Origin of the sequence: Halomonas sp. 25-S5 (assembly GCF_029889845.1) — a bacterium.
Taxonomy (GTDB): Bacteria; Pseudomonadota; Gammaproteobacteria; order Pseudomonadales; family Halomonadaceae; genus Halomonas.
Genome location: NZ_JARANV010000009.1, coordinates 58,950 through 82,968 on the forward strand (window position 1 = coordinate 58,950; position 24,019 = coordinate 82,968).

The following is a 24,019-nucleotide window of genomic DNA, read 5'->3' on the forward strand; positions in this document are numbered from 1 at the left end:
GAGGCCATAACAAGACAATACGAGGACTCCACGCCATGCACGTTTCAACACGCTGTCACTCACCCCGCAAGACCGCGCTCGCCCTGGCCACCGGCCTGGCAGCCTCCCTGACCCTGACCGCTGCCCAGGCCGGCGATGTCGAGGTCCTGCACTGGTGGACCTCCGGCGGCGAGGCCCGGGCGGCCAATGTGCTCAAGGAGCTGATGGAGGCCGAGGGGCACAACTGGGAAGACTTCGCGGTGGCCGGCGGCGGTGGCGAGACCGCCATGACGGTGCTCAAGTCCCGCGCCATGTCCGGCAATCCGCCCTCCGCGGCCCAGATCAAGGGGCCCGAGATCCAGGAGTGGGGCGAGCTCGGCCTGCTGGGCAATCTCGACGCCGTGGCCGAATCCCAGGACTGGCAGGCGCTGCTGCCCGAGACGGTGGCCGAGGTGATGCGCCATGACGGCCACTACGTGGCGGTGCCGGTCAATGTCCATCGCGTCAACTGGCTGTGGGCCAATCCCGAGGTACTCGAGGATGCGGGTGTCGAGATGCCTACCAGCCTCGATGAGCTGTTCGCCGCGGCGGAACCGCTGCGCGCGGCGGGCTATATCCCGCTGGCCCACGGCGGCCAGGCCTGGCAGGACGCCACCCTCTTCGAGGATATCGTGCTGGCGGAGGGGGGCAGCGCCTTCTATCGTCGTGCCCTGGTGGAGCTGGATCCCGAGGCCCTGGGCGGCGAGCAGATGGTCGAGGCGCTCGCGACCTTCAAGCGCCTGCGTGAGCTGATGGATGACGACATGTCGGGGCGCGACTGGAACATCGCCACCTCCATGGTCATCGAAGGCGATGCCGCCATGCAGCTGATGGGCGACTGGGCCAAGGGCGAGTTCACCGCCGCGGGCCTCACCGCCGGCGAGGACTACCTGTGTGCCCCGGCGCCGGGTACGGCCTCGGCCTTCACCTTCAACATCGACAGCCTGGCGATGTTCCGGGTCAGCGACGAGGCCGACCGCGAGGCCCAGCAGGACCTGGCGCGGCTGGTGCTGGAGCCCACCTTCCAGGAGGCCTTCAACCTCGCCAAGGGCTCGATTCCCGCCCGCCCCGACCTGGACATGAGCGAGTTCGACCGCTGCGCGCAGCAGTCGCTGGCCGACTTCCAGCGCACCGCCGAGGAGGGCGGCCTGGTGCCCAGCATGGCGCACGGCATGGCGGTTCGTGCCGCCGTCCAGGGCGCCATCTTCGATGTCGTGACCAACTACTTCAACGACACTGACATGGAGGCCGAGGAGGCCGCCCGGCGCATGGTCAACACGGCCCAGGCTGCACTCTAGCTAGCGCTGGCCGGGGGCGCCGTTACGGCGGCGCCCGTGTTCATTCACGAGGACTCCTCCCATGACACGCTCGACTTCTCTCTCCCACGCCGGACGTGCGCTGGGCCGACGCTCGTCGTCCGGACACCTACAGGCCTGGCTGCCGCGACTGGTGCTGGCGCCCTCCGTCGCCGTCTCGCTGTTCTTCGTCTACGGCTTCATGCTGTGGACCTTCGTGCTTTCGCTGACCAGCTCGCGCATGCTGCCGAGCTACGACTTCATCGGCTTCGCCCAGTACGGCCGGCTGATGGCCAACGAGCGCTGGTGGGTCGCCTCCACCAACCTGGTGATCTTCGGCGGCCTCTTCGTGGGGATCTGCCTGGTGCTCGGCGCCTTCCTGGCCATCCTGCTCGACCAGCGCATCCGCCGCGAAGGTGCCCTGCGCACGGTCTACCTCTACCCCATGGCGCTGTCGTTCATCGTCACCGGGGTGGTGTGGAAGTGGCTACTCAACCCCGGGCTCGGCCTCCAGGCCATGGTGCGTGGCTGGGGCTTCGAGTCGTTCACCTTCGACTGGCTGGTCGACCCCGACATGGCGGTCTACACCCTGGTGATCGCTGCCGTGTGGCAGGCCTCGGGGTTCGTGATGGCGCTGTTCCTGGCCGGACTGCGCGGCATCGACGACAGCATCATCAAGGCCGCCCAGCTCGACGGCGGCAGCCTGCCGCGCATCTACTGGCGGGTGGTGATCCCCTGCCTGCGGCCGGTGGTGTTCAGCGCGGTGATGATCCTCGCCCACATCGCCATCAAGAGCTTCGACCTGGTGGTGGCCCTGACCGGCGGCGGCCCGGGCTATGCCACCGACCTGCCGGCCACCTTCATGTACACCCACGCCTTCACCCGGGCGCAGGTCGGCCTCGGCTCGGCCAGTGCCATGCTGATGCTGGGCGGCGTGCTGGCGATCCTGATTCCCTACCTCTACTCGGAGCTGAGGAGCCGCAAGCATGGATAACGTGATTCGACGCCGGACCCCCGGGGCACGCCTGGCGCGTCTGGCGCTCTACGCCGCGCTGCTGCTGGCCGCGCTCTTCTACCTGCTGCCGCTGGCGGTGATGCTGATCACCTCGGTGAAGCCCCTGGACGAGATCAGCGCCGGTAGCCTGCTGGCACTGCCCCAGTCGCCGACCCTGGCGCCCTGGGTCAAGGCCTGGGGCGAGGCCTGTACCGGGATGCGCTGCGAGGGCGTGGGCGGCTACTTCTGGAACTCCTTCGCCATCGTCATCCCCGCGGTGGCGATTTCCACAGTGGTCGGGGCGCTCAACGGCTATGCGCTGACCAAGTGGCGCTTCAAGGGCTCGGAGCTGCTCTTCGCGCTGATGCTGTTCGGCTGCTTCATCCCCTTCCAGGTGGTGCTACTGCCCATGGCCCAGACCCTGGGCTGGCTGGGGCTCTCCAGCTCCCGGGCGGGGCTGATCCTGGTCCACGTGATCTTCGGCATCGCCTTCACCACCCTGTTCTTCCGCAACTTCTACGTGGCGATCCCCACCGAGCTGGTGTCGGCGGCCAAGCTGGATGGGGCGGGCTTCTTCCGCATCTTCTGGCGCATCCTGTTGCCGGTCTCGGCGCCGATCATCGTGGTCTCGGTGATCTGGCAGTTCACCCAGATCTGGAACGACTTCCTGTTCGGGGTGGCCTTCTCGGCACACGACACCCAGCCGGTGACGGTGGCCCTGAACAACCTGGTCAACACCTCGACGGGGGTGCGCGAGTACAACGTCGACATGGCCGCCGCCATGATCGCGGCGCTGCCGACCCTGGTGGTCTACGTGCTGGCCGGCAAGTATTTCGTGCGCGGGCTCACCGCGGGGTCCGTCAAGGGCTAGGGAAACACTGCTTTATTGCTGCGCTCGATATCCTGGCCGTCGGCGGTGCCGAGGCGTCGGGCCGTCGCAATCCTCATTGAGCAGCCAGTCAACTCCGGTTACTGCGCTCCGGCGGCGGCCAGCCTCTCGTCGCTCGCGACATAAATCAGCGTTCCCTATGAATAAAATCATGAAGAGATAAATCGCCATGTCAGCTCTCGAGATCCACGAGGTCCGCAAGGACTTCGGCAACGAACGCGTCCTCAAGGACGTCAGCCTGGCCATCGAGTCCGGCGAATTCCTGATCCTGGTCGGCCCCTCGGGGTGCGGCAAGTCGACCCTGATGAACGCCATCGCCGGCCTGGAGCCGGTCACCGCCGGGGAGATTCGGATCGCCGACCGCGACGTCACCTGGCTGACCCCGGCGGAGCGCGACATCGCCATGGTCTTCCAGTCCTATGCGCTCTATCCGAGCATGACGGTGCGCCAGAACATCAGCTTTGGCCTCGAAATGCGCAAGGTCCCCAAGGCCGAGCGCGAGGCGGCGGTGGATCGGGTGGCGGACCTGCTGCAGATCACCGCCCTGCTGGATCGCAAGCCCGCGCAGCTCTCCGGGGGGCAGCGCCAGCGGGTGGCCATGGGCCGCGCCCTGGCTCGCGAGCCTGCAGTGTATTTGTTCGATGAGCCGCTCTCGAACCTGGACGCCAAGCTGCGTGTGGACATGCGCACCGAGATCAAGAAGCTCCACCAGCGCCTCGGCACCACCATCGTCTATGTCACCCACGACCAGATCGAGGCCATGACCCTGGCCGATCGCATCGCGGTGATGCGTGATGGCCATATCCTGCAGCTGGGCACGCCGGACGAGGTCTACAACGACCCCGTGGATATCTTCGTCGCCGGTTTCATGGGCTCGCCCTCCATGAATTTCATCACCACCACCCTGGAGGGGCAGGCGGGCGACTATCGGTTGCGGATTGCCACCGCGGGGGAGGAGGAGCTGGTGCTGCCCTGGCCGGCATCGCGGGAGACGCCGGCCCTGGCCGAGCAGGTCGGTCGGCCGGTGATCCTCGGGTTGCGACCGGAGCATTTCAGCGAGGAAGACCGGCGCCTGACCGAGCAGGCGGAGGGCACACTGCTGGAGGCGCGGGTCAGCGTTGTCGAACCGACCGGGGCGGATATCCTGCTGAATATGCCGCTGGGGGATGGCGAGGTCACCGCGCGAGTGGGGCCCAAGTGCCGGGTGACGCCGGGCGAGCGCCTTTCCCTGCGAGTCGACATGGGGCGCGCCGTACTCTTCGACAGCGAGAGCCAGCGGCGGCTCGCCTGACCCGCGAGTGGGCGGTCAGCGGACCGTGATCACGGTGCAATCGGCGGCGTGGCTGACCTTGTGGGAGACGCTGCCGACCACCAGCCCCTTGAGGTCGCTCAGGCCCCGGCTGCCCATCACGATGGCATCGACGTCGCGGTGGCGCGCCTCGCTGATGATGGTGCGGGCCGGGTCGCCCTGGCCGATGACCGTCTCGAGGTTGGTGGCGCCGAGTTCACGGGCTGCCTCGGCGGCCCTGTCCACCACCTGCTTGCCGACGGCCTCGCGTTCCTCCCGCGAGGCCTCGATGGCGATGGCGCCGATGCCCCAGACCAGGGTGGTCTCATGGGCGAGTTCCTCGGGAATGTGCAGCAGGTGCAGGGCGGCGCCGTCCTGCCGGGCCAGCTGGCAGGCCACGGACAGCGCCTTCTTGGCGTGCTCGGAGCCGTCGACGGGCACCAGGATGGAATGGAACATGATGGACGTCCTTCTCGTTGGTGGGCGTTGATATCTATCGAGCCTAGTCACCCGGACGGGCACTGTCATGATCCGGATCAAGGATGGCGCGCCTTGGCCTTTTCCTCGCCGGCCTCCAGGCGGCGTAGCTGCTGCCAGAGGTCGCGGCGCAGGTCGGCCATGCGCGGTGCCTCGTCCGCGGCGAAATCCAGCGGCCGGGCCAGGCGCTGGGTGCGCAGTCCCAGGCGTGCCCCCAGCAGCCCGACGCCGAGGCCCTGGGCGGCACGCGTCGAGAGCTTGCCGGCCAGGTCCATCGACAGCATCTGCATGCTCGCCTCGCTGGCGATCTCGCTGACCCCGGCGAAGGCCATCTGGTAGAGCACGCTGCGCAGCAGCCGCAGGCGTGCCGCATAGCCCAGTTCCAGCCCATAGAGGCGGCACAGACGGTCGACCATCGCCAGGTGGCGCCAGGCGACCAGCGCCATGTCGACCAGGGTCAGGGGGCTCACCGCCACCATCACCGCCGTCTCGCCGGACATTCGTGAAATCAGTCGGCGGGCCTCCCGGTCGCGGGGGGCGAGCAGGTGATGGGTGAGCAGTGCCCGGGTGTCGCGTCCATCATGGTGGGGCTCGCGGGCGGCCAGGAAGGCCTGCCAGTGGGGATGGTCGTCGTCCAAGTCGAGGTCGCGGCGCAGCTGCTCGGCCAGCGCCTGCGCCCGGGCCGGGGTGGCCTCGGGCAGGGCGGCGAGGCGCTCGCGCAGCCGGGCGTGGCGGGACAGGCGGCGCAGGCGCCACAGTTCGCGCAGCAGCGCCGAGCCACCGAGCCCCAGGGCCAGCAGCAGCAGCAGGCTCCAGCCGCCGGCCAGCCAGTCGCCGCCGAGGCTGGCGGCCTGCAGGGTCCGGCCGGCCTCCACCGCGCCCAGGCCCAGGCTGCCGCCGAGCAGCGCGAGCAGCCCCCAGCGCCGCTTGCGCGGGCGCATCAGGCCATCTCCCAGCGCCCGTTCGCCGGCGGCCGCATCGGCCTGTGGCTCGGCCAGCGGCTGGCTCGGCAGCCCGGCATCGAAGTGCCGCCCGGGCTGGGGATCCTGGGTGTCGGCCTCCGGCGCTGGCGTGCCATCGAGGGTGAAGCGTTCTCCCGGGCGGGGGTCCTGTTCGCGGGAAGGGGTCATGTCAACTTGTCTCCGATCAGCCAGTCCAGGGCGGCATCCATGCGAATGTGCGGCAGCGGTGCGCCCTTGTCGCGGGGCAGGGGGCGAAAGGCCGTGAAATCGAAGCCCTGGCGGGCCCAGAAGTCCGCCGCCGGCAGCCGGTCGGGGACCTCGCCGGGAAACACCAGCAGCGACTCGCCGGCCAGGGTGGTGCCGCGCAGGGCCGGGGTGCGTCGCCCCTGCTGGTTCACTTCGCGGCCCTGGGTGGCGCGGATCGCCGCCAGCGACAGGGCCCGGACCGGCACGTCGGCGAAGCGCAGCTCCTTCAGCGGGTCGGCGAGCAGCGCCTCGAGCAGGGCGACCAGGCGGCCGTGCTGCTCGGGGGTGACATGGTCGGCCTTGGTGGCGGCGATGGCCAGGCGGTCGATGCGCGGGGCGAACAGCCGCGTCAGCAGGCTGCGTCGGCCGTAGTCGAAGCTCTGCATCAGGTTCGACAGGGCGCGGGAGAGGTCCTCGAAGCGCTCCGGCCCGGCATTGAGGGCCCCGAGCACGTCGACCAGCACGATCTGGCGGTCGAAGCGGCGGAAGTGCTCGCGATAGAAGGGCTTGACGATATGCTGCTGGTAGTGGCGAAAGCGCCGGGCGAGGGTGGCGTAGAGGCTCTCGGCCGGCAGGGCGGCGAGCGCGTCGCGGTCGGCCTCGGCGATGCCCGGCAGGGGGAAGAACTGCAGCACCGGGGCGCCCTCGAGTTCCCCGGGCAGCAGGAAGCGCCCCGGCTGCAGGTCGGCGAAGCCGGCCTCTCGCGCGGCCCGCAGTCCCCGCGCATACAGCTCGGCGATCTCGGCCAGGCGCGCCTCGTCGACCTCCTCGGCCGGGTCGAGGCCGGCCACCGCCCGGTGCCAGTCGGCGAACAGGGCGGCGCGCTCGCTGCCGCCGTCATGCCGCTGGGCCCGGCTCCAGCTCAGGTAGTCGTGGTCCAGCAGCGGCAGGTCGAGCAGCCACTCGCCGGGGTAGTCGAAGAGGTCCAGGGTCAGCTGGCGTGTCTCGCTGCCGAGCAGGCCGCGCCGGGCCGGCCGGTAGCGGATCACCAGGCGCAGCTCGCTGATGCCGCGGGTCGGCTCGGGCCAGCGTGGGGGCTGGTCGTCCAGCGCCTGCATCGCCTGGTCGTAGGGGAAGCGCGGCACGGCGAGGTCCTGCTGTGGCACCCGCCGGGCACCGAGCAATCGTCCCTCGCGGGCGGCCGGCAGCAGGTCGAGTCGCGCCTCGAGGCCGGCATGGCGCAGCTGGTTGACCAGCGAGGTGAGGAAGGCCGTCTTGCCCGAGCGCGACAGGCCGGTCACCGCCAGGCGCAGCTGGCGGTCGCGGCCGCGCTCGAGCAGGTCATGGAGTTCACGGGTAAGCGGGGTGCGCATGGGGCATCCTGGCAGGGTCGTATGCTGACCTAATGTGCGGGTCGGACGCGTGCCTGACAAGGCGTAGGGCCATGAAACGACACTGCCCCGCGCGGGGCGGGGCAGCATCGGGCAGGCCGGGCGGCGTCAGCCGGCGAAGGCCGCGTAGATGGCCATCACCAGGATCACCAGCATGATGCCGGCAGGGATGGCGCCCCGCCAGGGGGTCAGGTCGACGGCACCGCTGTCCTCGTGGACCCAGGGGGTCTCGCGGGGCATCAGCCGGCCGATCAGCAGCATCACCGCCACCAGCAGCACGAAGACGCCGGCCACGAAGTGGAACTCGTGCATCACCATCGGCAGCCTGTCGAAGGGCGGGATGAAGTAGCCGGCGAAGATCAGCAGGCAGCCGCCCACCAGGGCCACCTTGGCCGCCAGTGGCGGCACGCGACGGGTCAGCAGGCCTACCAGCACCACGGCCAGGATAGGAATGAAGTAGATGGCGTTCATCTTCTGCAGGTAACCGAACAGGCTCTCCTGACCGGCCAGCAGCGGGGCGATGGTCATGGCGGCGACGGCCATGACCCAGCCGAAGACCTTGCTCGAGCGCACCACCTGCGCCTCGCTGGCATTCTTGTTGAGCACGACCTTGTAGAAGCCCAGGCTGAACAGGGTGGTGGTGCTGTTGAGCGCCGAGTTGAACGACGACAGGATAGCGCCGACCATCACCGCGGCGAAGAAACCCGTAAGCGGTGCGGGCAGCACGTTGAACACCAGGTGGCCATAGGCCTCATCGGCGACGACGCCCTGGTCGGCATAGAGGTGGTAGGCAATGATGCCGGGCAGCACCAGATAGAGGGGGCCGAGCAGCTTGAAGAAACCCGTCAGCAACACGCCTTTCTGGCCCTCGGCGAGGGTCTTGGCGGCAAAGGTCCGCTGGATGATCTGCTGGTTGGTGGTCCAGTAGAAGAGGTTGATCAGGAAGACCCCGGTGAACAGGGTCGCGAAGGGCACCTGCTGCTCGCTGGAGCCGATCGAGTTGAGCATCTCGGGATTGCTCTCCTTGAGGATCGCCCAGCCCTCCAGCAGGCCGCCGTCGCTGCTCACCGCCTGCAGGCCGAAGTAGACGATCACGAAGCCGCCGATCAGCAGGCCCACGCCATTAAGGGTGTCGGAGACGGCGACGGTGCGCAGGCCGCCGAACAGGGCGTAGACGGAGCCGATCAGCCCCACCAGCCAGACCGTCAGCCACAGCAGCACGGTGGGCGATTCGATGCCGGTGAGCCCCTGCAGGTCGAGCATGCCCTGCAGGCCCATGGCGCCGGAGTAGAGGATGATCGGCAGCAGAATCACCGCATAGGCGATCAGGAAGATGATGTTGGTGATCAGCTGGGTGGTCTTGTCGAAACGCAGCTCCAGCAGCTGGGGCAGGGTGGCGATGCCGCTCTTCAGGAAGCGCGGCAGGAAGAACAGCGCCAGCGCCACCAGGGCGATGACCGCCACCACCTCCCAGGCCATCACGGAGAGGCCGTCGCTGAAGGCTGCGCCGTTGAGCCCCACCATCTGCTCGGTGGAGAGGTTGGTCATCAGCAGCGAGCCGGCGATCAACGGGAAGGTCAGGCTGCGCCCGGCCAGGAAGAAGCCGCTCGAGGTCGAGTGGTCGTCGCGGCGCGTGATGCGCCAGGTGATGAAGGCGACCAGCCCCGTGAAGAAGAGGAAGGACGCCAGGGTCAGGACGTGCATGTCGGAAACATCCTTGTGAGGGGTGAGTTCGGCCGCTTCCGGGCGGTCAGCGGCATGAATGTCAGTAAATTTACTACGTTGGTGGACGAGTCTAATCCCGTGACACGGCACCGCCATTCATCTTTCGTCTAATTGTCCGACATTAGGGGGCGCTGTCATCCCGCCTAGCGGGGTGGCAGGGCACTCACCGGCACGGGCTCGACCAGGCCGAGGAGCTGCACCAGCACCGGGGCCGCGGCGATCACGAACCCCAACACCGCCAGGCTGCGGCCGAGCACGCGGTGGTCGGGACGGCGGGCCAGGGTCAGGCCGCCGATGCAGACCAGCAGGCCGAGGATGTTGAAGACGTAACCCAGCATCTGCAGCAGGTCGTAGGTGGTCATGGGGCTCCCTTCGGTGGTGGGCAGGGGGTGGGGCGGCTACCCTGTGATGGTACCAGCTCCACCCCGGGGCGAAGAGGAGGCCGTCATGGAAGAGCGTCGCCCCGAGGCGGTGATCGACTTCTGGTTCAGGGAACTCGCGCCCGCCCAGTGGTTTCGCAAGGACTCGGCCCTGGATGCCGAGATCGCACGGCGCTTCGGTGACTGGCTCGCGGCCGCGGGGCGTGGCGAGTTCTGGCAGTGGCGGGCGTCCGCCCGCGGCCGTCTGGCCGAGGTGATCGTGCTTGACCAGTTCCCGCGCAACATCCATCGGGGGGCGTCTCGTGCCTTCGCCTGGGATCCGGTGGCCCTGGTGCTGTCCCAGGAGGCGGTCGCCCAGCGCGCGGACCGGCTGCTGGACGTGCCCTGGCGGGCCTTTCTCTTCATGCCCTACATGCACAGCGAGTCGCTGACGATCCATGACGAGGCCATGCGCCTGTTCGCCCAGCCGGGGCTGGAGGAGAACCTGCGTCACGAGCACCGCCACCGCGAGGTGATCGAGCGCTTCGGTCGCTACCCCCATCGCAATGCCGTGCTGGGAAGGGACTCCACCCGCGAGGAGCTGGCCTTCCTCGAGCAGCCCGGTTCCGCGTTCTGAGGCTTTTCTCCCGGCGCCCGGCAAGGCACCATCGAGCCCTCTTGATCAGTTGCGTTCTTCACCAAGCACATATAAGGAGTGTCTGTCATGGGAATCATTGCCTGGTTGATTATCGGTGGCCTGGCCGGCTGGATCGCCGGCCATATCATGCGCGGCGGCGGCTTCGGCATCCTCGGTAACATCGGGGTCGGCGTGGTGGGGGCCGTGATCGGCGGGGGCCTGTTCAGCCTGCTGGGCCTGCAGGCCGGTGGCTTCATCGGCTCGCTGGTCACCGCCATCGTCGGCGCCGTGGTGCTGCTGTGGGTGATCGCCAAGGTCAAGAAGGCCTGACGCGCCGCGACGATGCGAAGCGCCCTCGCTCCGGCATGCGGCCGGGGCGAGGGCGATTTTCCTGTCGCCTCGCCATCGGGAATGGCAAGGCCGTATCAAGGGAAACCCATGTATGTACTGAAACGACTCGGCGCGGTGCTGGTCCGCGGTGTGGCCGACATGGGCTGGGGGGTGCTTGGCCTGCTGCTGGTCGCCTACCTGCTGCTCGCCTGGCTCGGCCTGACGCTGACCGGCGAGACGGCTCTGGTCGACTCGCCCACCACCTTTCTCTACTACATGATCGTCACCATCTCCACCGTCGGCTATGGGGATTACTCCCCGGTGACGCGGGGCGGGCAGCTGATGGTCGTGTTCTTTATCGTTCCGGTGGGCATCGGCCTGTTCGCCACCCTGCTGGGCAAGGCCTCCGCCCTGGTGATCTCGCAGTTCACCCGGCGCCTCAACGGGGAGCAATCGATCGTGCAGAAGGACCATATCGTCATCGTCGGCTTCAATGCCTACACCGAGTCCCTGGTCGGGCAGGTCCGCGAGGAGGCGCGGCCCGGGCAAGTGGTGGCGCTCTGCGTGGATGCGAACGCCCCGACGCGCAACCCCTTCCTCGAACAGGGGGTGGAGTACTTCCGGGCCGCCTCCCTGTCGGACGAGACGCTCTACGAGCGCGCCTCGGCAAGGTACGCCTCCCTGGTGGTGGTCGACGTCGAGGACGACAGCGAGACCAACCTGGTTTGCATGCACCTCTCCGCTCTCGTCGATCAGCGCTGCCGGATCACCGCCTACGTGAAGAACCAGATGGTGGGGCGTCTGCTCGAGACTCACTGTCCCAAGGTGAACGTGATTCCCTCCCTGCACCAGAAGATGCTGGTCAAGGCCGCCCTCGACCCCGGCAGCGAGGAGGTCATGCGCCTGCTCGTCGATGCCGACCAGGTGCAGACCCAGTACTCGACCCGCCTCGCGGGGCCGTCGCTTCCGCTCACCGTCGAACGGGTGTCGAGGCGCCTGCGCCGCCAGTGCCGGGCCTCGCTGATCGCGATCCGGCAGGCCGCACAACCGCACCCGGTGCTCAACCCTGACGACGAGCTGCTGCTGGCGGCGGGTGACGAGGTCTTCTACATCGCCGGGCGTCGGATCCCGCCCGACGAGATGGTCCGCCACCTGGCCGCGGAGGGCGACTAGCGTCCGGCCATTGGCGGTTCAGCCGGCCGGGGTCGGCAGGATGCGCCGGTAGCGATCCAGGCAGCCGTCCAGCCAGGCGCCGTTCGGCATGCCCTCGGGGGGGGAGGCGGGCACCTTGAGGGTCAGCAGGAAGAGGCCGTGACGCTTGGCATCGCCGTCGGGCAGGTGGCGGCCGAGCTGTTGGGCGAGGTCGGGCGGCAGGGCACCCGGGCGCCGCCAGGTGAGCCGCAGGGCCTGCTGGTCGAGCAGGTACTGGAAGCGCGCCGCGTCCTTGAGCACCGCCATGCCACCCTGCGCCAGCCCCTGGGAGAGACTCTCCAGCTTGCGGTAGCCCGGGGCCCCGGCGGCCCGACAGGCGTGGGCCCCCTCCACGAAGCAGCCCTCTCGTTCATCGGGGTCCTCCGGCCAGCGCCCCCCGCGGCGCCGCGCGGGGGTGGCCACGAAGGGCAGTACTACCGACACGGCGGGGGTGTCGTCGGCCAGCGCGGTCTGCCGGGCGTCGACCATTCCCTGGCCCAGCTGTCGGCGGAGCCAGCGGTAGTCACCGGCCTGCTGGATGCGGGCCTGGGCATCGGTGACTGTGTGATGAGCGCCCTGCAGGGAGCGCAGCAGGGAGAGCGTGCGAAGGATCATGGTGCCATACCGATAGGCGAGCGGGAGAGCGAAGGACCGAGCAGCCAAGCTGCGACCATAGCAGGGTTTCGGCCTCATGGCGTCAACGCCTTGGGGCGCCAACGCGAACCGCCCGGCTGTCTCCAGCCGGGCGGTTCGCGTTGTGTGCCGTTTCCGGGCAAGCCCGGTCAGGCGGTGGCGGCACGCTTGCTGCCGACTAGCTCCTTGAGGGACTCCTCGACGATGGCGAGGCCTTCCTCGAGCACCTCATCCTCGATGGTGACCGGCATCAAGAAGCGGATGGTGTTGCCGTAGAGGCCGCAGGAGAGCAGGATCAGCCCCTTCTCGCGGGCCTTCTTGCACAGCGCGCCGGCCAGGTCGGCGTCCGGGGTGTGGTTGGCCTTGTCGGAGACCAGGTCGATGGCCGCCATGGCGCCCATGTTGCGGCCGTTGTCGATGCAATCGAACGTCTGTTGCCACTGGGCGAAGCGCTTGGCCAGCTTGTCGCCGAGCGCCTGGCTCTTCTCGAGGATGTTCTCCTCCTCGAAGACATCCAGCACGGCCAGGGTGGCGGCGCAGGAGACCGGGCTGCCGGTGTAGGTGCCGCCCAGGGAGTTGGCGCCGGAGGCGTCCATGTGCTTGTCGGTGCCGACCACCGCCGAGATCGGCATGCCGTCGGCCATGCTCTTGGCCATGGTGATGATATCGGGCTCGACGCCGCTGTGCTCGATAGCGAACATCTTGCCGGTGCGCCCGAAGCCGGATTGCACCTCGTCGACGATCATCAGCATGCCGTGCTCGTCACAGATCTCGCGGATCGCCTTGAGGAAGCTGGCCGGTGCCGGATAGAAGCCGCCCTCGCCGAGCACCGGCTCGAGCACGATGGCCGCGGTGTCGCGCGGGTTGGCGTCGGTCTTGAGCGCCATCTTCAGGCCGCGCAGGGCCTCGTCCTCGCTGACGCCGTGGTAGGGCACCGGGTAGGGGGCGCGGAAGACGTTGCCCGGCATGCTGCCGAAGTCGGTGGAATAGGGGGCGACCTTGCCGTTCATGGCCATGGTCATGAAGGTGCGGCCGTGGTAGCCGCCGTCGAAGCAGATCACGTTGTTCTTGCCGGTGGCGGCACGGGCGATCTTGACGGCGTTCTCCAGTGCTTCGGCCCCGGAGTTGGCCAGCATCACCTTGGCGTGGCCGCGCACCGGGGTGACCTGGCTGAGCTTCTCGGCCACCTTCACGTAGCCCTCATAGGGCATCACGGTCTGGCAGGTGTGCATCACCTTGTCGAGCTGGTCCTTGACCGCCTGGACCACCTTGGGATGGCGGTGGCCGATGTTGAGCACGCCGATGCCGCCGGCGAAATCGATGATGCGATTGCCGTCGGCGTCCCACACCAGGGCGTTCTCGGCGCGGTCGGCAAACTGGGTGGCGGGGCTCGCGGCGCCGCTGGCCACGTAGCGCTGCTTGAGTTCGTTGAGCTGTGCGTTGTTCATGGGTCCTGTCTCCTTGGTAAGAGGCGGCGGGCGATCAGAGGCCGCCGACACAGACGTATTTTAGTTCAGTGTACTCATCCAGGCCGTGGCGCGACCCTTCGCGTCCCAGCCCCGACTCCTTGACTCCACCGAAGGGCGCCAGCTCGGTGGATAGAATGCCTTCGTTCACCGCCACCATGCCATATTCCAGCCCTTCCATGACATGCCAGATACGACGATAGTCGCGGGCATAGAAATAGGCGGCGAGGCCGAACTCGGTGGCGTTGGCCATGGCGATGGCCTCCTCCTCGGTCTCGAAGCGAAACACCGGCGCCAGGGGCCCGAAGGTCTCCTCGGTGGCCACCTTCATCTCCTCGGTCACGTCGGCGATGATCGTGGGCTGGAAGAAGGTGCCACCCAGGGCGTGGGGCTTGCCGCCGCACACCAAGCGGCCGCCCTTGTCCAGTGCGTCGGCGATGTGTGCCTCGACCTTCTCCACCGCCGCGGCGTTGATCAGCGGGCCCTGCACCACGCCCTCGTCGAGGCCATTGCCGACCTCGAGGGAGACGACGCGGGCCGCGAGCTTCTCGATGAAGGCATCATAGACCCCGGCCTGCACCAGCAGGCGATTGGTGCACACGCAGGTCTGGCCGGAGTTGCGGTACTTGGAGGCCACCGCCCCTTCCACGGCGGCGTCCAGGTCGGCGTCGTCGAAGACGATGAAGGGGGCATTGCCGCCCAGCTCCATGGAGGCCTTCTTGACGGTGCCGGCGCACTGGGCCAGCAGCCGCTTGCCCACGGGGGTGGAGCCGGTGAAGGAGATCTTGCGCACCCGCGGGTCGGTGGTCAGCACCTCGCCGATCTCGGCCGGCCGGGAGGCGGTGACCACGTTGATCACCCCGGCCGGGAAGCCGACTTCCTCGGCGAGCTTCACCAGGGCCAGGGCGGTGAGCGGGGTGGCCTCGGCGGGCTTGATCACCACCGGGCAGCCGGCGGCCAGGGCCGGGGCGCACTTGCGGGTGATCATCGCCAACGGGAAGTTCCAGGGGGTGATGGCCGCCACCACGCCGATCGGCTCGCGGAACACCAGGATGCGCTTGTCCGCGCCGTGGCTGGGCAGGGTCTCGCCGGCGACGCGCTTGGCCTCCTCGGCATAGTACTCCACGAAGGAGGCCCCATAGGCCACCTCGCCGCGGGCCTCGGCCAGCGGCTTGCCCTGTTCCAGGGTCATCAGCCGCGCCAGGGCTTCCTGATGGGCCATGATGGCGTCGAACCAGGCGCGCAGCAGGGCGGCGCGCTCCTTGGCGGTGCGGCGCCGCCAGGCTGGCCAGGCGTCTGCCGCGGCGGTGACGGCCTCGTGGGCATCCTCGGCGTCGAGGTCCGGGACCTCGGCCAGGGTCTCGCCGGTGGCGGGGTTGGCCACGGCGAAGCGGCGCGCGCCATCGCGCCACTGGCCGGCCACATAGGCCTTGTCGATCAGTAGCTGGGGTTCCGCGGACATGGTGATTCCTCGTCGGGATTGATCATCTTGTTGGACGAGTGTGCATTATTTAAAACAAGCCGCCAAGCCCCGGCTCCGCCCGTTTTTCATGGCCGCTGGCCACTCGGCCATCGGCGGCGGCAACGCTTTCCGCTACACTATGGCGCCGATTCGCTGCGGTGTGCGGCGCGGCACGTTTCTGTTCCGGTTTTATGGCGAGGTGAGCCTTGGTCGATCCCCTGAATGCCTGGTGGGCCCAGCAGCTGGTGCTGTGTGACTGGGCCTTCACGCCCGATCCCCTGACGGTGGAGGCCGATACGGCCGTCGAGCGGCTGGCCGCCCTCGGGGTGGCCGACCGTGGCGAGCTGGGCTGGTGCCTGCTGGAGGCCCTGGGCGCCGGGGGCGCCGGCGTCGACCCGGCCAGGCTGCTGGCCGGCCTGGAGGTCATCGCCCTGGGCGGTGCGGCGGGCTGGCTCGGGGAGGCGCGTGCCCGGGCCTGGGCCCAGCGGCTCGCCGAGGAGGTCAGCGCCCACCACGCCAGCCTCGATGCCTGGCTGGAGGCGCTGCTGCATGCCCGCAGTGCCGAGGGCTGGGTACGCGGCGACGACGGCTTCTTCGAGGCCTGCGAGGCCCTCTCGGTCCTGGAGCACGACGGGGAGGGGGTGACCTGGGACATGCTGCAGGAGTGGCTGGCCACCCATGCCACCCATGCCGCCCCTGCCACGTCGCCCGCGCTCTGGCCGACGGCCCCCGAGGATCGGGTCTGGCGGCTGCGCGCCGCCTTCTCGCCGGTCGTCGAGCTGCCCGCCGGGCCGCACGACTGGCAGGGGCTGGCGGGCTGGCTGGAGGAGGCCTGGGAGATTCGCAGCCGCGAGGACCTGGTGCGCAGCCTGCTGTGGCTGGCCTCCCAGGGCGATCGCCAGGCCTGGGACCTGGATGCCGGACGCCTGCTCGAGGCAAACGCCGAGGAGCGCCGGCAGTGGCGGGAGGCCCTGGCGGGGGGCGAGCGCGACTATGGCCGGGTGCTGCTGGGCTTCCTCGATCAGGGCGAGCCGCTGGAGTGGGCCGCCTGGGACTGGCTGCGGCTGATCGACCTGGCCTGGGCCGGCGCCTGCCTGGGCTGGCTCGAGGCGCAGGAGGCCCGCGACTTCGCCGTCCATGGCGCCGACCTGGCGCTGCGCCGCTACAGCGACTGGGCGGCCCTGACTCGGGCCTACCAGCGGGGGCGCAGCCTGTTCGAGGGCCGCAACCGGCTGCCCGACCTCCAGGCGGACTGGGCGCTACTGCTGCACTCGCCGGTGAGCCCCTGGCGCCCGGCTCTGCAGGGGCTGATCCCGGAGGAACTCATCGAGGCCTCGCGCGTCGCCCTGCGACGCTGGCGTGGCGACCCCCGCCACTGGACACTGGCGCTGGCGGCGGTACGCGAGCCCGAATTCGCCGCCTGCCAGGGGCCGGTGCCTGAGCTGCCGGTCGCTCGGCGCGAGGAGGCGCGCCGCTACTTGGTCGAGACCCTAGACCTGCATGCCGACGAGGGCGTCGAGGCGCTTTCCCGCTATTGGCTGCCGGCCCAGGCCCACCACCTCAACCAGCTGGCGGCGGATGCCGTCCATGGCGCCCTGCCGCCGGCCGAGATCCCCTTCGGCCATCCGGTCGCGGACGAGCTGGCGAGCCGCGATGCCCTCAGGCAGGCGAGCCGTCACGCCGCCACCATCCACATGGCCGAGAAGTTTGCCTTCCACCTGCAGATGGCCATGGACAGCGGGGACTTCGATGCGGCCCGCCTGGCGACGCTGGCCGAGGCCCTGCAGGGCTCGCTGTGCCGCTTCTACCCCGATGCACGTCGCCTGCTGCAGGCCTGGGCCCACTGGGAGAGCCTGTTGCCCGAGCCCGACCAGCCCCCGATGGTCGCCGAGATCCGCTGGCACCTGGAGGACCCCGGGAGCCTCTTCCACTGGCTCGACTGGCGCGGCGGGGCCTGGCGCGAGCCCGGGCCGCGACCGACGCTTGTCCACTTCACCGCGATGGCGCTGGTCGGGCCGCTCAACAGCCCGGCCTGGAGCCTGCCGCAGCCGGAGAGCGAGCGCGAATGCGCGGCCATCCGCGACTGGGTCGATGGGCATTATGCCCTTCATGGGGCGGCGGAGCTGGGTGAGTTCCTCGGGTACCTGATCGAGGTCGGCGATCGCCAGGAGTACCAGATCAACTATGCCCCCTACACGCTCAACCACGGGCGGCTGGCCTCCGAGATCGCTACCCTGGGGAGCGGCGCGTGCAGCGAGGAGGAGGGCGCTCATCTGCTGCGCCTGCAGCGGGTCAGGGACAATGAGGACGGCTGCAACGAGGTCGATCTGGCGGCCTGGGACATCGCCCAGGCCGTGGACCTGGCCATCGCCGGCCGCCAGCTGGGGTGGCTCGACGAGGCGGCGTTCCTGGACCTGCTCGAGCGTGCTCATGGGCTAGCCGTCGAGCACTACGCGGGCTGGGAGGAGTATGCCCGCGGCCTGCACGCCGGCTTCTCGTTCTTCATGGGCGAGACCCCGGAGCGCGAGAGCTTCCTGGCCGGCCTCCGCCAGGCCTTGGTGGCCTGGCTCTCGGGGGCGCCGCCGCTAGCGGGGGCCTGGGCCAGCCTCGACTTTCCCGGGGCACGGCCACGCCACTGGGCGCCGCTGCACATCGATACGCTGCCGGGCGACCGTCGTACCCTCCACTGAGGGCTCGCCCTGTTAAGAACGTATGGTTTATAGTCAGTAGGGTTTATGACATGGCTCCTCCTGTCGGGAGCCACTTCCAGGCAGCGAGCCGCCGACAGGCCGCTTTGGCAGTGGCACCGGGCCGCATCCCGGCAGCACTGCCACAGCGACATCACCGCGGGACCGAGAGATGCCGGGTGCGGCTCAGGGAACGAGGTCGTCGCAGGATGCTGGACAAACGCATGTGTCGTATCACCGCCCTGGGGGGCGCCCTGGTGCTGCTGGCGGGTTGTGCCGCCTCGAGCGGCGTCGAGGAGCATGTCGTCGGCGGCTACTTCGCCCGGGACCTGCCGGGGATGCCCGCCGACCCCCTGATGTCTCCCGTGGACAACCCCATCCTGGAAGCCCGCGGCCTGCACAACCCGCCCCCGACGCTGATCCGCCGGGCCCTGCTGGCCCAGCACGAGCGCTGGGCTGGCACGCCCTACCGGCTGGGCGGCAGCTCCATGCGGGGGATCGATTGTTCGGCCCTGGTGCAGAACGTCTTCAGCGATACCTTCCGCTTCGACCTGCCGCGGACCACCGAGGAACAGGTGCGAGCCGGCCTCGAGGTCGAGCGTGATGCCCTGCGCCCCGGCGACCTGGTGTTCTTTCGTCCCCCCGGGGTCTATCGCCATGTGGGCATCTATGTCGGCGAGGGCCGCTTCCTGCACGCCTCCACCTCCCGGGGCGTGATGATCTCCGAGCTCGACAACCGTTACTGGCGGCGCCACTTCTGGCAGGCGAGGCGCACCCTGGAGCCAACCTTGCTGGCTAGACGCCTGGGCGAGACCAGCGAGGGCTGACTCGGTTAGAGTACCTCACGGTGGGCCAGCACGAAGTCCAGGAAGGCCTGTTCGGCCCGCGACAGGTAGGCGCCGCGTCCCCAGGCCAGCGACAGGTCCAGCCAGGCGGGCGGGTCGAAGGAGACCGCCCGGAGCTCCGGCTCCTCCACCACCCGCCGCAGGAAGGTGGTGATGCCGAACCCCTGGCGGACGATCGCCTTGGTCAGCGGTATCAGATTCGACTGGAAGGCGATGTCGGCCGTGGTGCCGGTCTCGCGCGCCATGGCATCGACGAACTCGCGGTGGAAGTAGCCATCCTGGAACAGCACCAGGGGCTCGCTGAAGAAGGCCTCGGCGGAGACGCTGGCGCGCCTGGCGAAGGGGTGCTCCCGCGGCACGCAGACCACCATCTCCTCGCGCACCAGGCGTCGCCGCTCTAGGTGACGGCAGCTATCGTCGTCGATCACCACCCCCAGGTCCAGCTCGCCCTCGGCGATCATTCGCTGCAGGCGTCGTGCACCGGCCTCCACCACGGTCAGCCGGATGCCGGGATGGCGGGCCTTGAAGCCCATCAGCAGCGGCGGGAAGTAGTAGGAACCGAGCATCGAGGGGATGCCGATGCGCACCTCGCCCTTGACCAGACCATGCAGCTCGCGCATGGCGAGGTGCGCGGCCTCGGCGCGTTCGAGTAGCGCTCGGGCATGGGGCACCAGGGCCTCGCCCTCCGGGGTCAGGGCGATGCGTCGCTCGTGGCGGTGGAAGAGCGACAACTCCAGGCCCTTCTCCAGACCGGCGATGGTCTGGCTGACCGCCGACTGCGCCACGTGGAGTGCCCGGGCGGCGGCCGTGAAGCCCCCCTGGTCGGCCACGGCCAGGAAGACCCTGAGGGTGCGCAGGTCGAAGGGCAGGCTCATCGGTGCTCCGGGGATCGGGTCATAAGAAAACCAGATGTTAATGATCTGGATATTCTGTTTGGCTTATCATTCTCGCCGGTGGATCATGGCCTGCCAAGTCGGAGGACGTCATGATCGCCGCACATACCCGCGCCTGGTGGCGCGCGACCCTGGCCCTGTGCCTGGGCTCCTTTCTGGTCTTCATCAACCTCTATGTCCCACAGCCGCTGCTGCCGGCGCTGCGCGAGACTTTCGGGGTCTCGACGCTGGGAATCAGCCTGGTGATGTCGGTCGCCACCCTGGCGCTGGCCGCCTCGCTGCTGGTGTTCGGCCCGCTCTCGGATGCCATCGGCCGGGGCGCCATCATGCGCCTGACCCTGCTGGCGGCCGGGCTGCTCTCGCTGGGGCTGGCGTTCGCGCCGAACTTCGAGACGCTGCTGGCGATGCGCGCCCTGCAGGGCTTCGTGTTGGGCGGGCTGCCGGCGGTGGCAATCGCCTGGATGGGCGATGAGTTCGAGCACCCGGCCCTGCTCTCGGCGGTGGGGCTGTATATCGGTGCCAACTCCCTGGGCGGCATTAGTGGCCGGGTGGTGGGCGGTGTGGTGGCCGAGGTCGGTGGGGCATCGGCCAGTTTCCTGGTGGTGGGGGCGATGACGCTGGTCGGGCTGGCGCTGTTCTGGAAGCTGCTGCCCGCCGCCCGCGCCTTCACGCCGCGGCGCTTCGGGCTGCGCGGTGCCCTGGCCGACCTGGGCAGTCACCTGCGCAATCCGCTGCTGCTCGGCGCCTACCTGCTCGGCGGGATCAACTTCCTGATCTTCATCAACCAGTACAGCTACATCACCTTCCGGCTGGCCGATCCCCCCTTCGGGCTGGGGACCCGGGTGCTGGGGCTGATCTTCCTGACCTACCTGGGCGGTACCCTCGGCTCGTCGCTCTCCGGACGGCTGGCCGCGCGCTGGTCGCAGCCGGCCTGCATGATGCTGGGGATCCTGATCCTGATCGTCGGCACCGCGGTGACTCTGGCCGGGTCGCTTTGGTGGATCATCGCCGGACTGACCGTCAACGCCTTCGGGTTCTTCCTGGCCCACTCCATGGCCTCGAGCTGGGTGGGGCGCCGGGCCCGCTCGGCACGGGGCAGTGCCTCGGCGCTCTACCTGGTGTTCTACTACAGCGGTGCCAGCCTGGGCGGCTTCTGGCTGGAGCCGTTCTGGCGGGCCGCCGGCTGGCAGGGCGTGGTCCTGGCCTCCTGGCTGATGCTGTCAGTGACCCTGGGGCTGGCCGGCTGGCTGTGGCGACGCGAACGCCACGAGGATCAGGGGGCCGAGTTGGCGCCGGCCTCGTCGCCCCAGACCTCCTCGAGCCGGTCGACGCGGCCGCAGCCCGACTTGTAGAAGCGATAGCGCACCTGGTTCTCGAGGTAGTAGTCCTGGTGGTAGTCTTCGGCAGGGTAAAAGGCCTCGAAGTCGGTGATCTCGGTGGTGATGGGCTGGTCGAAGCGCTCGGCGGCGGCGTCCCGGCTGGCCTCGGCCAGCGCGTGCTGCTCCGCGTCCATGGGGAAGATGGCGCTGCGGTAGGGGGCGCCCTTGTCGCAGAACTGGCGGTCCTCGGCGAAGGGGTCGATGTTGCGCCAGAATACGTGCAGCAGGGTCTCGTAGTCCACCTGCTCGGGGTCGTAGTCGACCTTGACCACTTCGGCATGACCGGTGCCGCCGGCCGCTACCTGGTCATAGGTCGGGTCCTCGGTGTGGCCACCGCTGTAGCCGGAGGTGGTCGCCAGTACCCCTTCGACCTTGTCGTAGGCTTCCTCCATGCACCAGAAGCAGCCGCCAGCGAAGACGGCACTGGCGCTCTCACCATCGGCCTGGGCGAGGCCGATGGTGCCAATCGCGGCCGGCAAGGCAAGCAGGCTCATCCGGCAAAAGGCAGGAAAGGGCAAGGCTCTCATCGTAGGGCTCCATGGATCAGGGTTGATAGGTTGGAGAGACGTGATGCCATTGAGTTCCCTATCCTCCCAGTTCCTTACAGGACACTGTGGTCGCTTCCGCGTAAGTTACCGTCAGCCACAACGACAGAGGGGCGTCTTCGACGGCCGCGGATGCGGTGACCCTTATCATTTACCTACGGGAGTCCCCCTTGACACGACGACGCCTGATACTCGCGGCCGTGATCGCCCTGCTGGTCGCGGCCTACTTCCTCAGTGGGGCCGATCAAGCCCTGACCCTCGATAACCTCCAGGCCGAGCAGGCGCGCTTCCAGGCCTGGCTGGCCGCCGAACCGCTGACCGTCGCCGGCGGCTTCTTCCTGATCTACGTGGCCATCACCGCCGTCTCGCTGCCCGGGGCCACCCTGCTGACCCTGCTCGGCGGGGCGCTGTTCGGCTTCGGCTGGGGGCTGCTGCTGATCTCCTTCGCCAGTACCCTCGGGGCGACGCTCGCCGCGCTGATCGCCCGCACCCTGGCGCGCGGGCCCCTGGAGCGACGCTTCGCCACCCAGCTCGAGCGCATCAACGCCGGCATCGAGCGCGAGGGGGCCTTCTATCTCTTCACCCTGCGGCTGATCCCGCTGTTTCCCTTCTTCGTCATCAACCTGGTGATGGGCCTGACCCGCATGCGGCTGACGACCTTCTACTGGGTCAGCCAGCTGGGCATGCTGCCCGGCACCGCGGTGTACGTGAACGCGGGACGCGAACTCGGCAACCTGGAGTCGCTGGCCGGCATCCTCTCGCCGGGCCTGATCGGCTCCTTCGTGCTGATCGGCCTCTTCCCCTGGCTGGCCCGTGGCCTGGTGGCCATCGGCAAGCGCCGCCAGCTGGCCCGTCGCTTCGCGCGGCCGGCCCGCTTCGACCAGGACATCGTGGTGATCGGCGGCGGCTCGGCGGGGCTGGTGGCGAGCTACATTGCCTCGGCGGTGAAGGCGCGGGTGGCCCTGGTCGAGCGTGATCGCCTGGGCGGTGACTGCCTCAACACCGGCTGCGTGCCCTCCAAGGCGCTGATCCGCGCCGCCCGCCTCGCCAATGAGATCCGCGAGGCGCCACGTTACGGCGTCACTGCCGGCGAACCCGAGGTGGATTTCACCGCCGTGATGGGCCATGTCCAGCGCGCCATCCGCGAGGTGGCGCCCCACGACAGTCGCGAGCGCTACGAGGGGCTGGGCGTCGAGGTGATCGAAGGCAATGCCGTTCTCGACGATCCCTGGCGAGTGCGGATCCGGGAGGGCGAGACGGAGCGGGTGATCACTACCCGCCATGTGATCATCGCCAGCGGGGCGCGGCCGCGCGTGCCGCCGCTGCCGGGCCTGGAGGCCATCGAGGTGCTCACCTCCGACAATCTCTGGCGACTCGAGACGCTCCCCGAACGCCTGGTGGTGCTGGGCGGTGGGCCCATCGGCTGCGAGCTGGGCCAGAGCTTCGCCCGGCTGGGCAGCCGGGTGGCGCTGGTGGAGATGGGCGGCCAGCTGCTGCCTCGGGAAGACCGGGAGGTGGCCAGCGAGGTCGAGGCCCGGCTGGGTGAGGAAGGCCTGGCGGTGCATCTCGCCACCCGGGCGCTGCGGGTGGTGGTTGATGAGGGCGGTGGCCATGCCCTGGAGGTCGAGCGGCATGACGCCCACGGGGAAGAACCGGTGCTCGAGCGGCTGCCCTTCACCCACCTGCTGGTGGCGGTGGGGCGCCAGGCCAATGTCGAGGGACTGGGCCTGGAGGCCCTCGGCGTCGAGACCCGGTCCGATGGCACCCTGGCCGTGGACGAGTCGCTGCAGAGCGTACTGCCCAATGTCTGGGCCTGCGGCGACGTGGCGGGCCCCTACCAGCTGACCCATGCCAGCGCCCACCAGGCCTGGCATGCCACGGTGAATGCGCTGTTCGGCGAGCTCAAGCGCTTTCGGGTGAGCTATCGGGCCCTGCCGGCGGTCACCTTCACCGACCCTGAGGTGGCGCGGGTCGGGCTCAACGAGCGTGAGGCCCTCGCAGCGGGCGTCGAGGTCGAGGTCACCCGCTACGCCCTGAGCGAGCTGGATCGCGCCATCGCCGAGGGCAGTACCCGCGGCTTCGTGAAGGTGCTGACCGTGCCCGGTCGCGACCGGATCCTCGGGGCCACCATCGTCGGCCAGGGGGCGGGGGAGATGCTCGCCGAGTTCACCCTGGCGATGACCCGCGGCATCGGGCTCAACAAGCTGCTGGGCACCATCCATCCCTATCCGACCCACAGCGAGGCGGTCAAGGCCACGGCCGGGGTGTGGAAGAATGCCCACAAGCCGGAACGCCTGCTGGGCTGGCTGGCGCGCTACTTCGCCTGGCGGCGGGGTGGCGACGGGGCCGACGAGACAGGGCGTTAGC

The 24,019-nt window shown here is 69.1% G+C and carries 21 protein-coding genes; 11 read left to right on the forward strand and 10 right to left on the reverse strand.

Annotated elements, in window-relative coordinates; translation table 11 throughout:
- Positions 1–35 precede the first annotated feature (35 nt).
- From OP498_RS08555 to OP498_RS08570, 4 genes are all read left to right on the forward strand, one after another.
- On the forward strand, positions 36–1,316 hold the full coding sequence (locus OP498_RS08555; protein WP_280547569.1) for an ABC transporter substrate-binding protein: 1,281 nt from the start codon (positions 36–38) through the stop codon (positions 1,314–1,316).
- Positions 1,317–1,377: 61 nt separating this feature from the next.
- Positions 1,378–2,307: a sugar ABC transporter permease gene (locus tag OP498_RS08560; RefSeq protein ID WP_280547570.1), complete on the forward strand. Its 930-nt coding sequence runs from the start codon at positions 1,378–1,380 to the stop codon at positions 2,305–2,307.
- Complete coding sequence (locus OP498_RS08565) at positions 2,300–3,178, forward strand: carbohydrate ABC transporter permease (RefSeq protein WP_280547571.1); 879 nt, start codon at positions 2,300–2,302, stop codon at positions 3,176–3,178. Before OP498_RS08560 ends, OP498_RS08565 begins: the two co-directional genes overlap by 8 nt.
- A 187-nt stretch (positions 3,179–3,365) precedes the next feature.
- The gene (locus OP498_RS08570; RefSeq protein ID WP_280547572.1) at positions 3,366–4,487 is read left to right on the forward strand and encodes an ABC transporter ATP-binding protein; all 1,122 of its coding nucleotides are present in this window, start codon (positions 3,366–3,368) and stop codon (positions 4,485–4,487) included.
- Positions 4,488–4,502: 15 nt separating this feature from the next.
- Here the strand turns inward: OP498_RS08570 and OP498_RS08575 are convergent, their stop codons facing one another.
- The 5 genes from OP498_RS08575 to OP498_RS08595 form a co-directional block, all read right to left on the reverse strand.
- Positions 4,503–4,943 (reverse strand): universal stress protein, encoded by a 441-nt coding sequence (locus OP498_RS08575; RefSeq protein ID WP_280547573.1) that lies wholly within the window; start codon positions 4,941–4,943, stop codon positions 4,503–4,505.
- A 77-nt stretch (positions 4,944–5,020) separates the two neighbouring features.
- Positions 5,021–6,091 (reverse strand): TIGR01620 family protein, encoded by a 1,071-nt coding sequence (locus OP498_RS08580; RefSeq protein WP_280553247.1) that lies wholly within the window; start codon positions 6,089–6,091, stop codon positions 5,021–5,023.
- Entirely contained in the window at positions 6,088–7,482 is a 1,395-nt protein-coding gene (locus OP498_RS08585; RefSeq protein ID WP_280553248.1) for a YcjX family protein, read from the reverse strand. Before OP498_RS08585 ends, OP498_RS08580 begins: the two co-directional genes overlap by 4 nt.
- A 126-nt stretch (positions 7,483–7,608) precedes the next feature.
- Positions 7,609–9,204: a solute:sodium symporter family transporter gene (locus OP498_RS08590; protein ID WP_280547576.1), complete on the reverse strand. Its 1,596-nt coding sequence runs from the start codon at positions 9,202–9,204 to the stop codon at positions 7,609–7,611.
- A 164-nt stretch (positions 9,205–9,368) separates the two neighbouring features.
- On the reverse strand, positions 9,369–9,587 hold the full coding sequence (locus OP498_RS08595) for a hypothetical protein (RefSeq protein ID WP_280547577.1): 219 nt from the start codon (positions 9,585–9,587) through the stop codon (positions 9,369–9,371).
- A gap of 85 nt (positions 9,588–9,672) precedes the next feature.
- Between OP498_RS08595 and OP498_RS08600 the strand changes: the two genes are divergently transcribed.
- The 3 genes from OP498_RS08600 to OP498_RS08610 all read left to right on the forward strand — a co-directional run bounded on the left by OP498_RS08600 (position 9,673) and on the right by OP498_RS08610 (position 11,724).
- A complete protein-coding gene (locus OP498_RS08600; RefSeq protein ID WP_280547578.1) occupies positions 9,673–10,221 on the forward strand; it encodes a DUF924 family protein in 549 nt (182 codons plus the stop codon).
- Between the two features lie 87 nt (positions 10,222–10,308).
- On the forward strand, positions 10,309–10,551 hold the full coding sequence (locus tag OP498_RS08605) for a GlsB/YeaQ/YmgE family stress response membrane protein (protein WP_106230171.1): 243 nt from the start codon (positions 10,309–10,311) through the stop codon (positions 10,549–10,551).
- 108 nt (positions 10,552–10,659) lie between these two features.
- Positions 10,660–11,724, forward strand: a complete 1,065-nt coding sequence (locus OP498_RS08610; protein WP_280547579.1) for a potassium channel family protein — start codon at positions 10,660–10,662, stop codon at positions 11,722–11,724.
- Positions 11,725–11,742: 18 nt separating this feature from the next.
- Here OP498_RS08610 and OP498_RS08615 read toward each other — a convergent pair whose 3' ends face one another.
- The 3 genes from OP498_RS08615 to OP498_RS08625 form a co-directional block, all read right to left on the reverse strand.
- Positions 11,743–12,357 carry a hypothetical protein gene (locus OP498_RS08615; protein WP_280547580.1) on the reverse strand — a complete coding sequence of 205 codons (615 nt, stop codon included), beginning with the start codon at positions 12,355–12,357 and terminating at the stop codon, positions 11,743–11,745.
- A 167-nt stretch (positions 12,358–12,524) separates the two neighbouring features.
- On the reverse strand, positions 12,525–13,823 hold the full coding sequence (gabT, locus tag OP498_RS08620; RefSeq protein WP_280553249.1) for a 4-aminobutyrate--2-oxoglutarate transaminase: 1,299 nt from the start codon (positions 13,821–13,823) through the stop codon (positions 12,525–12,527).
- A 34-nt stretch (positions 13,824–13,857) separates the two neighbouring features.
- Positions 13,858–15,303 carry an NAD-dependent succinate-semialdehyde dehydrogenase gene (locus OP498_RS08625; RefSeq protein ID WP_280547582.1) on the reverse strand — a complete coding sequence of 482 codons (1,446 nt, stop codon included), beginning with the start codon at positions 15,301–15,303 and terminating at the stop codon, positions 13,858–13,860.
- A 206-nt stretch (positions 15,304–15,509) separates the two neighbouring features.
- Between OP498_RS08625 and OP498_RS08630 the strand changes: the two genes are divergently transcribed.
- Complete coding sequence (locus tag OP498_RS08630; protein WP_280547583.1) at positions 15,510–17,993, forward strand: DUF1266 domain-containing protein; 2,484 nt, start codon at positions 15,510–15,512, stop codon at positions 17,991–17,993.
- 221 nt (positions 17,994–18,214) lie between these two features.
- The gene (locus OP498_RS08635; protein WP_280547584.1) at positions 18,215–18,817 is read left to right on the forward strand and encodes an NlpC/P60 family protein; all 603 of its coding nucleotides are present in this window, start codon (positions 18,215–18,217) and stop codon (positions 18,815–18,817) included.
- A gap of 5 nt (positions 18,818–18,822) precedes the next feature.
- Here the strand turns inward: OP498_RS08635 and OP498_RS08640 are convergent, their stop codons facing one another.
- Complete coding sequence (locus OP498_RS08640; RefSeq protein WP_280547585.1) at positions 18,823–19,710, reverse strand: LysR substrate-binding domain-containing protein; 888 nt, start codon at positions 19,708–19,710, stop codon at positions 18,823–18,825.
- Positions 19,711–19,820: 110 nt separating this feature from the next.
- Between OP498_RS08640 and OP498_RS08645 the strand changes: the two genes are divergently transcribed.
- On the forward strand, positions 19,821–21,080 hold the full coding sequence (locus OP498_RS08645) for an MFS transporter (RefSeq protein WP_280553250.1): 1,260 nt from the start codon (positions 19,821–19,823) through the stop codon (positions 21,078–21,080).
- Here OP498_RS08645 and msrA read toward each other — a convergent pair.
- Positions 21,002–21,601: a peptide-methionine (S)-S-oxide reductase MsrA gene (msrA, locus tag OP498_RS08650; protein WP_280547664.1), complete on the reverse strand. Its 600-nt coding sequence runs from the start codon at positions 21,599–21,601 to the stop codon at positions 21,002–21,004. The genes OP498_RS08645 and msrA overlap by 79 nt on opposite strands.
- A 221-nt stretch (positions 21,602–21,822) precedes the next feature.
- Between msrA and OP498_RS08655 the strand changes: the two genes are divergently transcribed.
- Entirely contained in the window at positions 21,823–24,018 is a 2,196-nt protein-coding gene (locus OP498_RS08655) for a bifunctional TVP38/TMEM64 family protein/FAD-dependent oxidoreductase (protein ID WP_280553251.1), read from the forward strand.
- Position 24,019 lies beyond the last annotated feature (1 nt).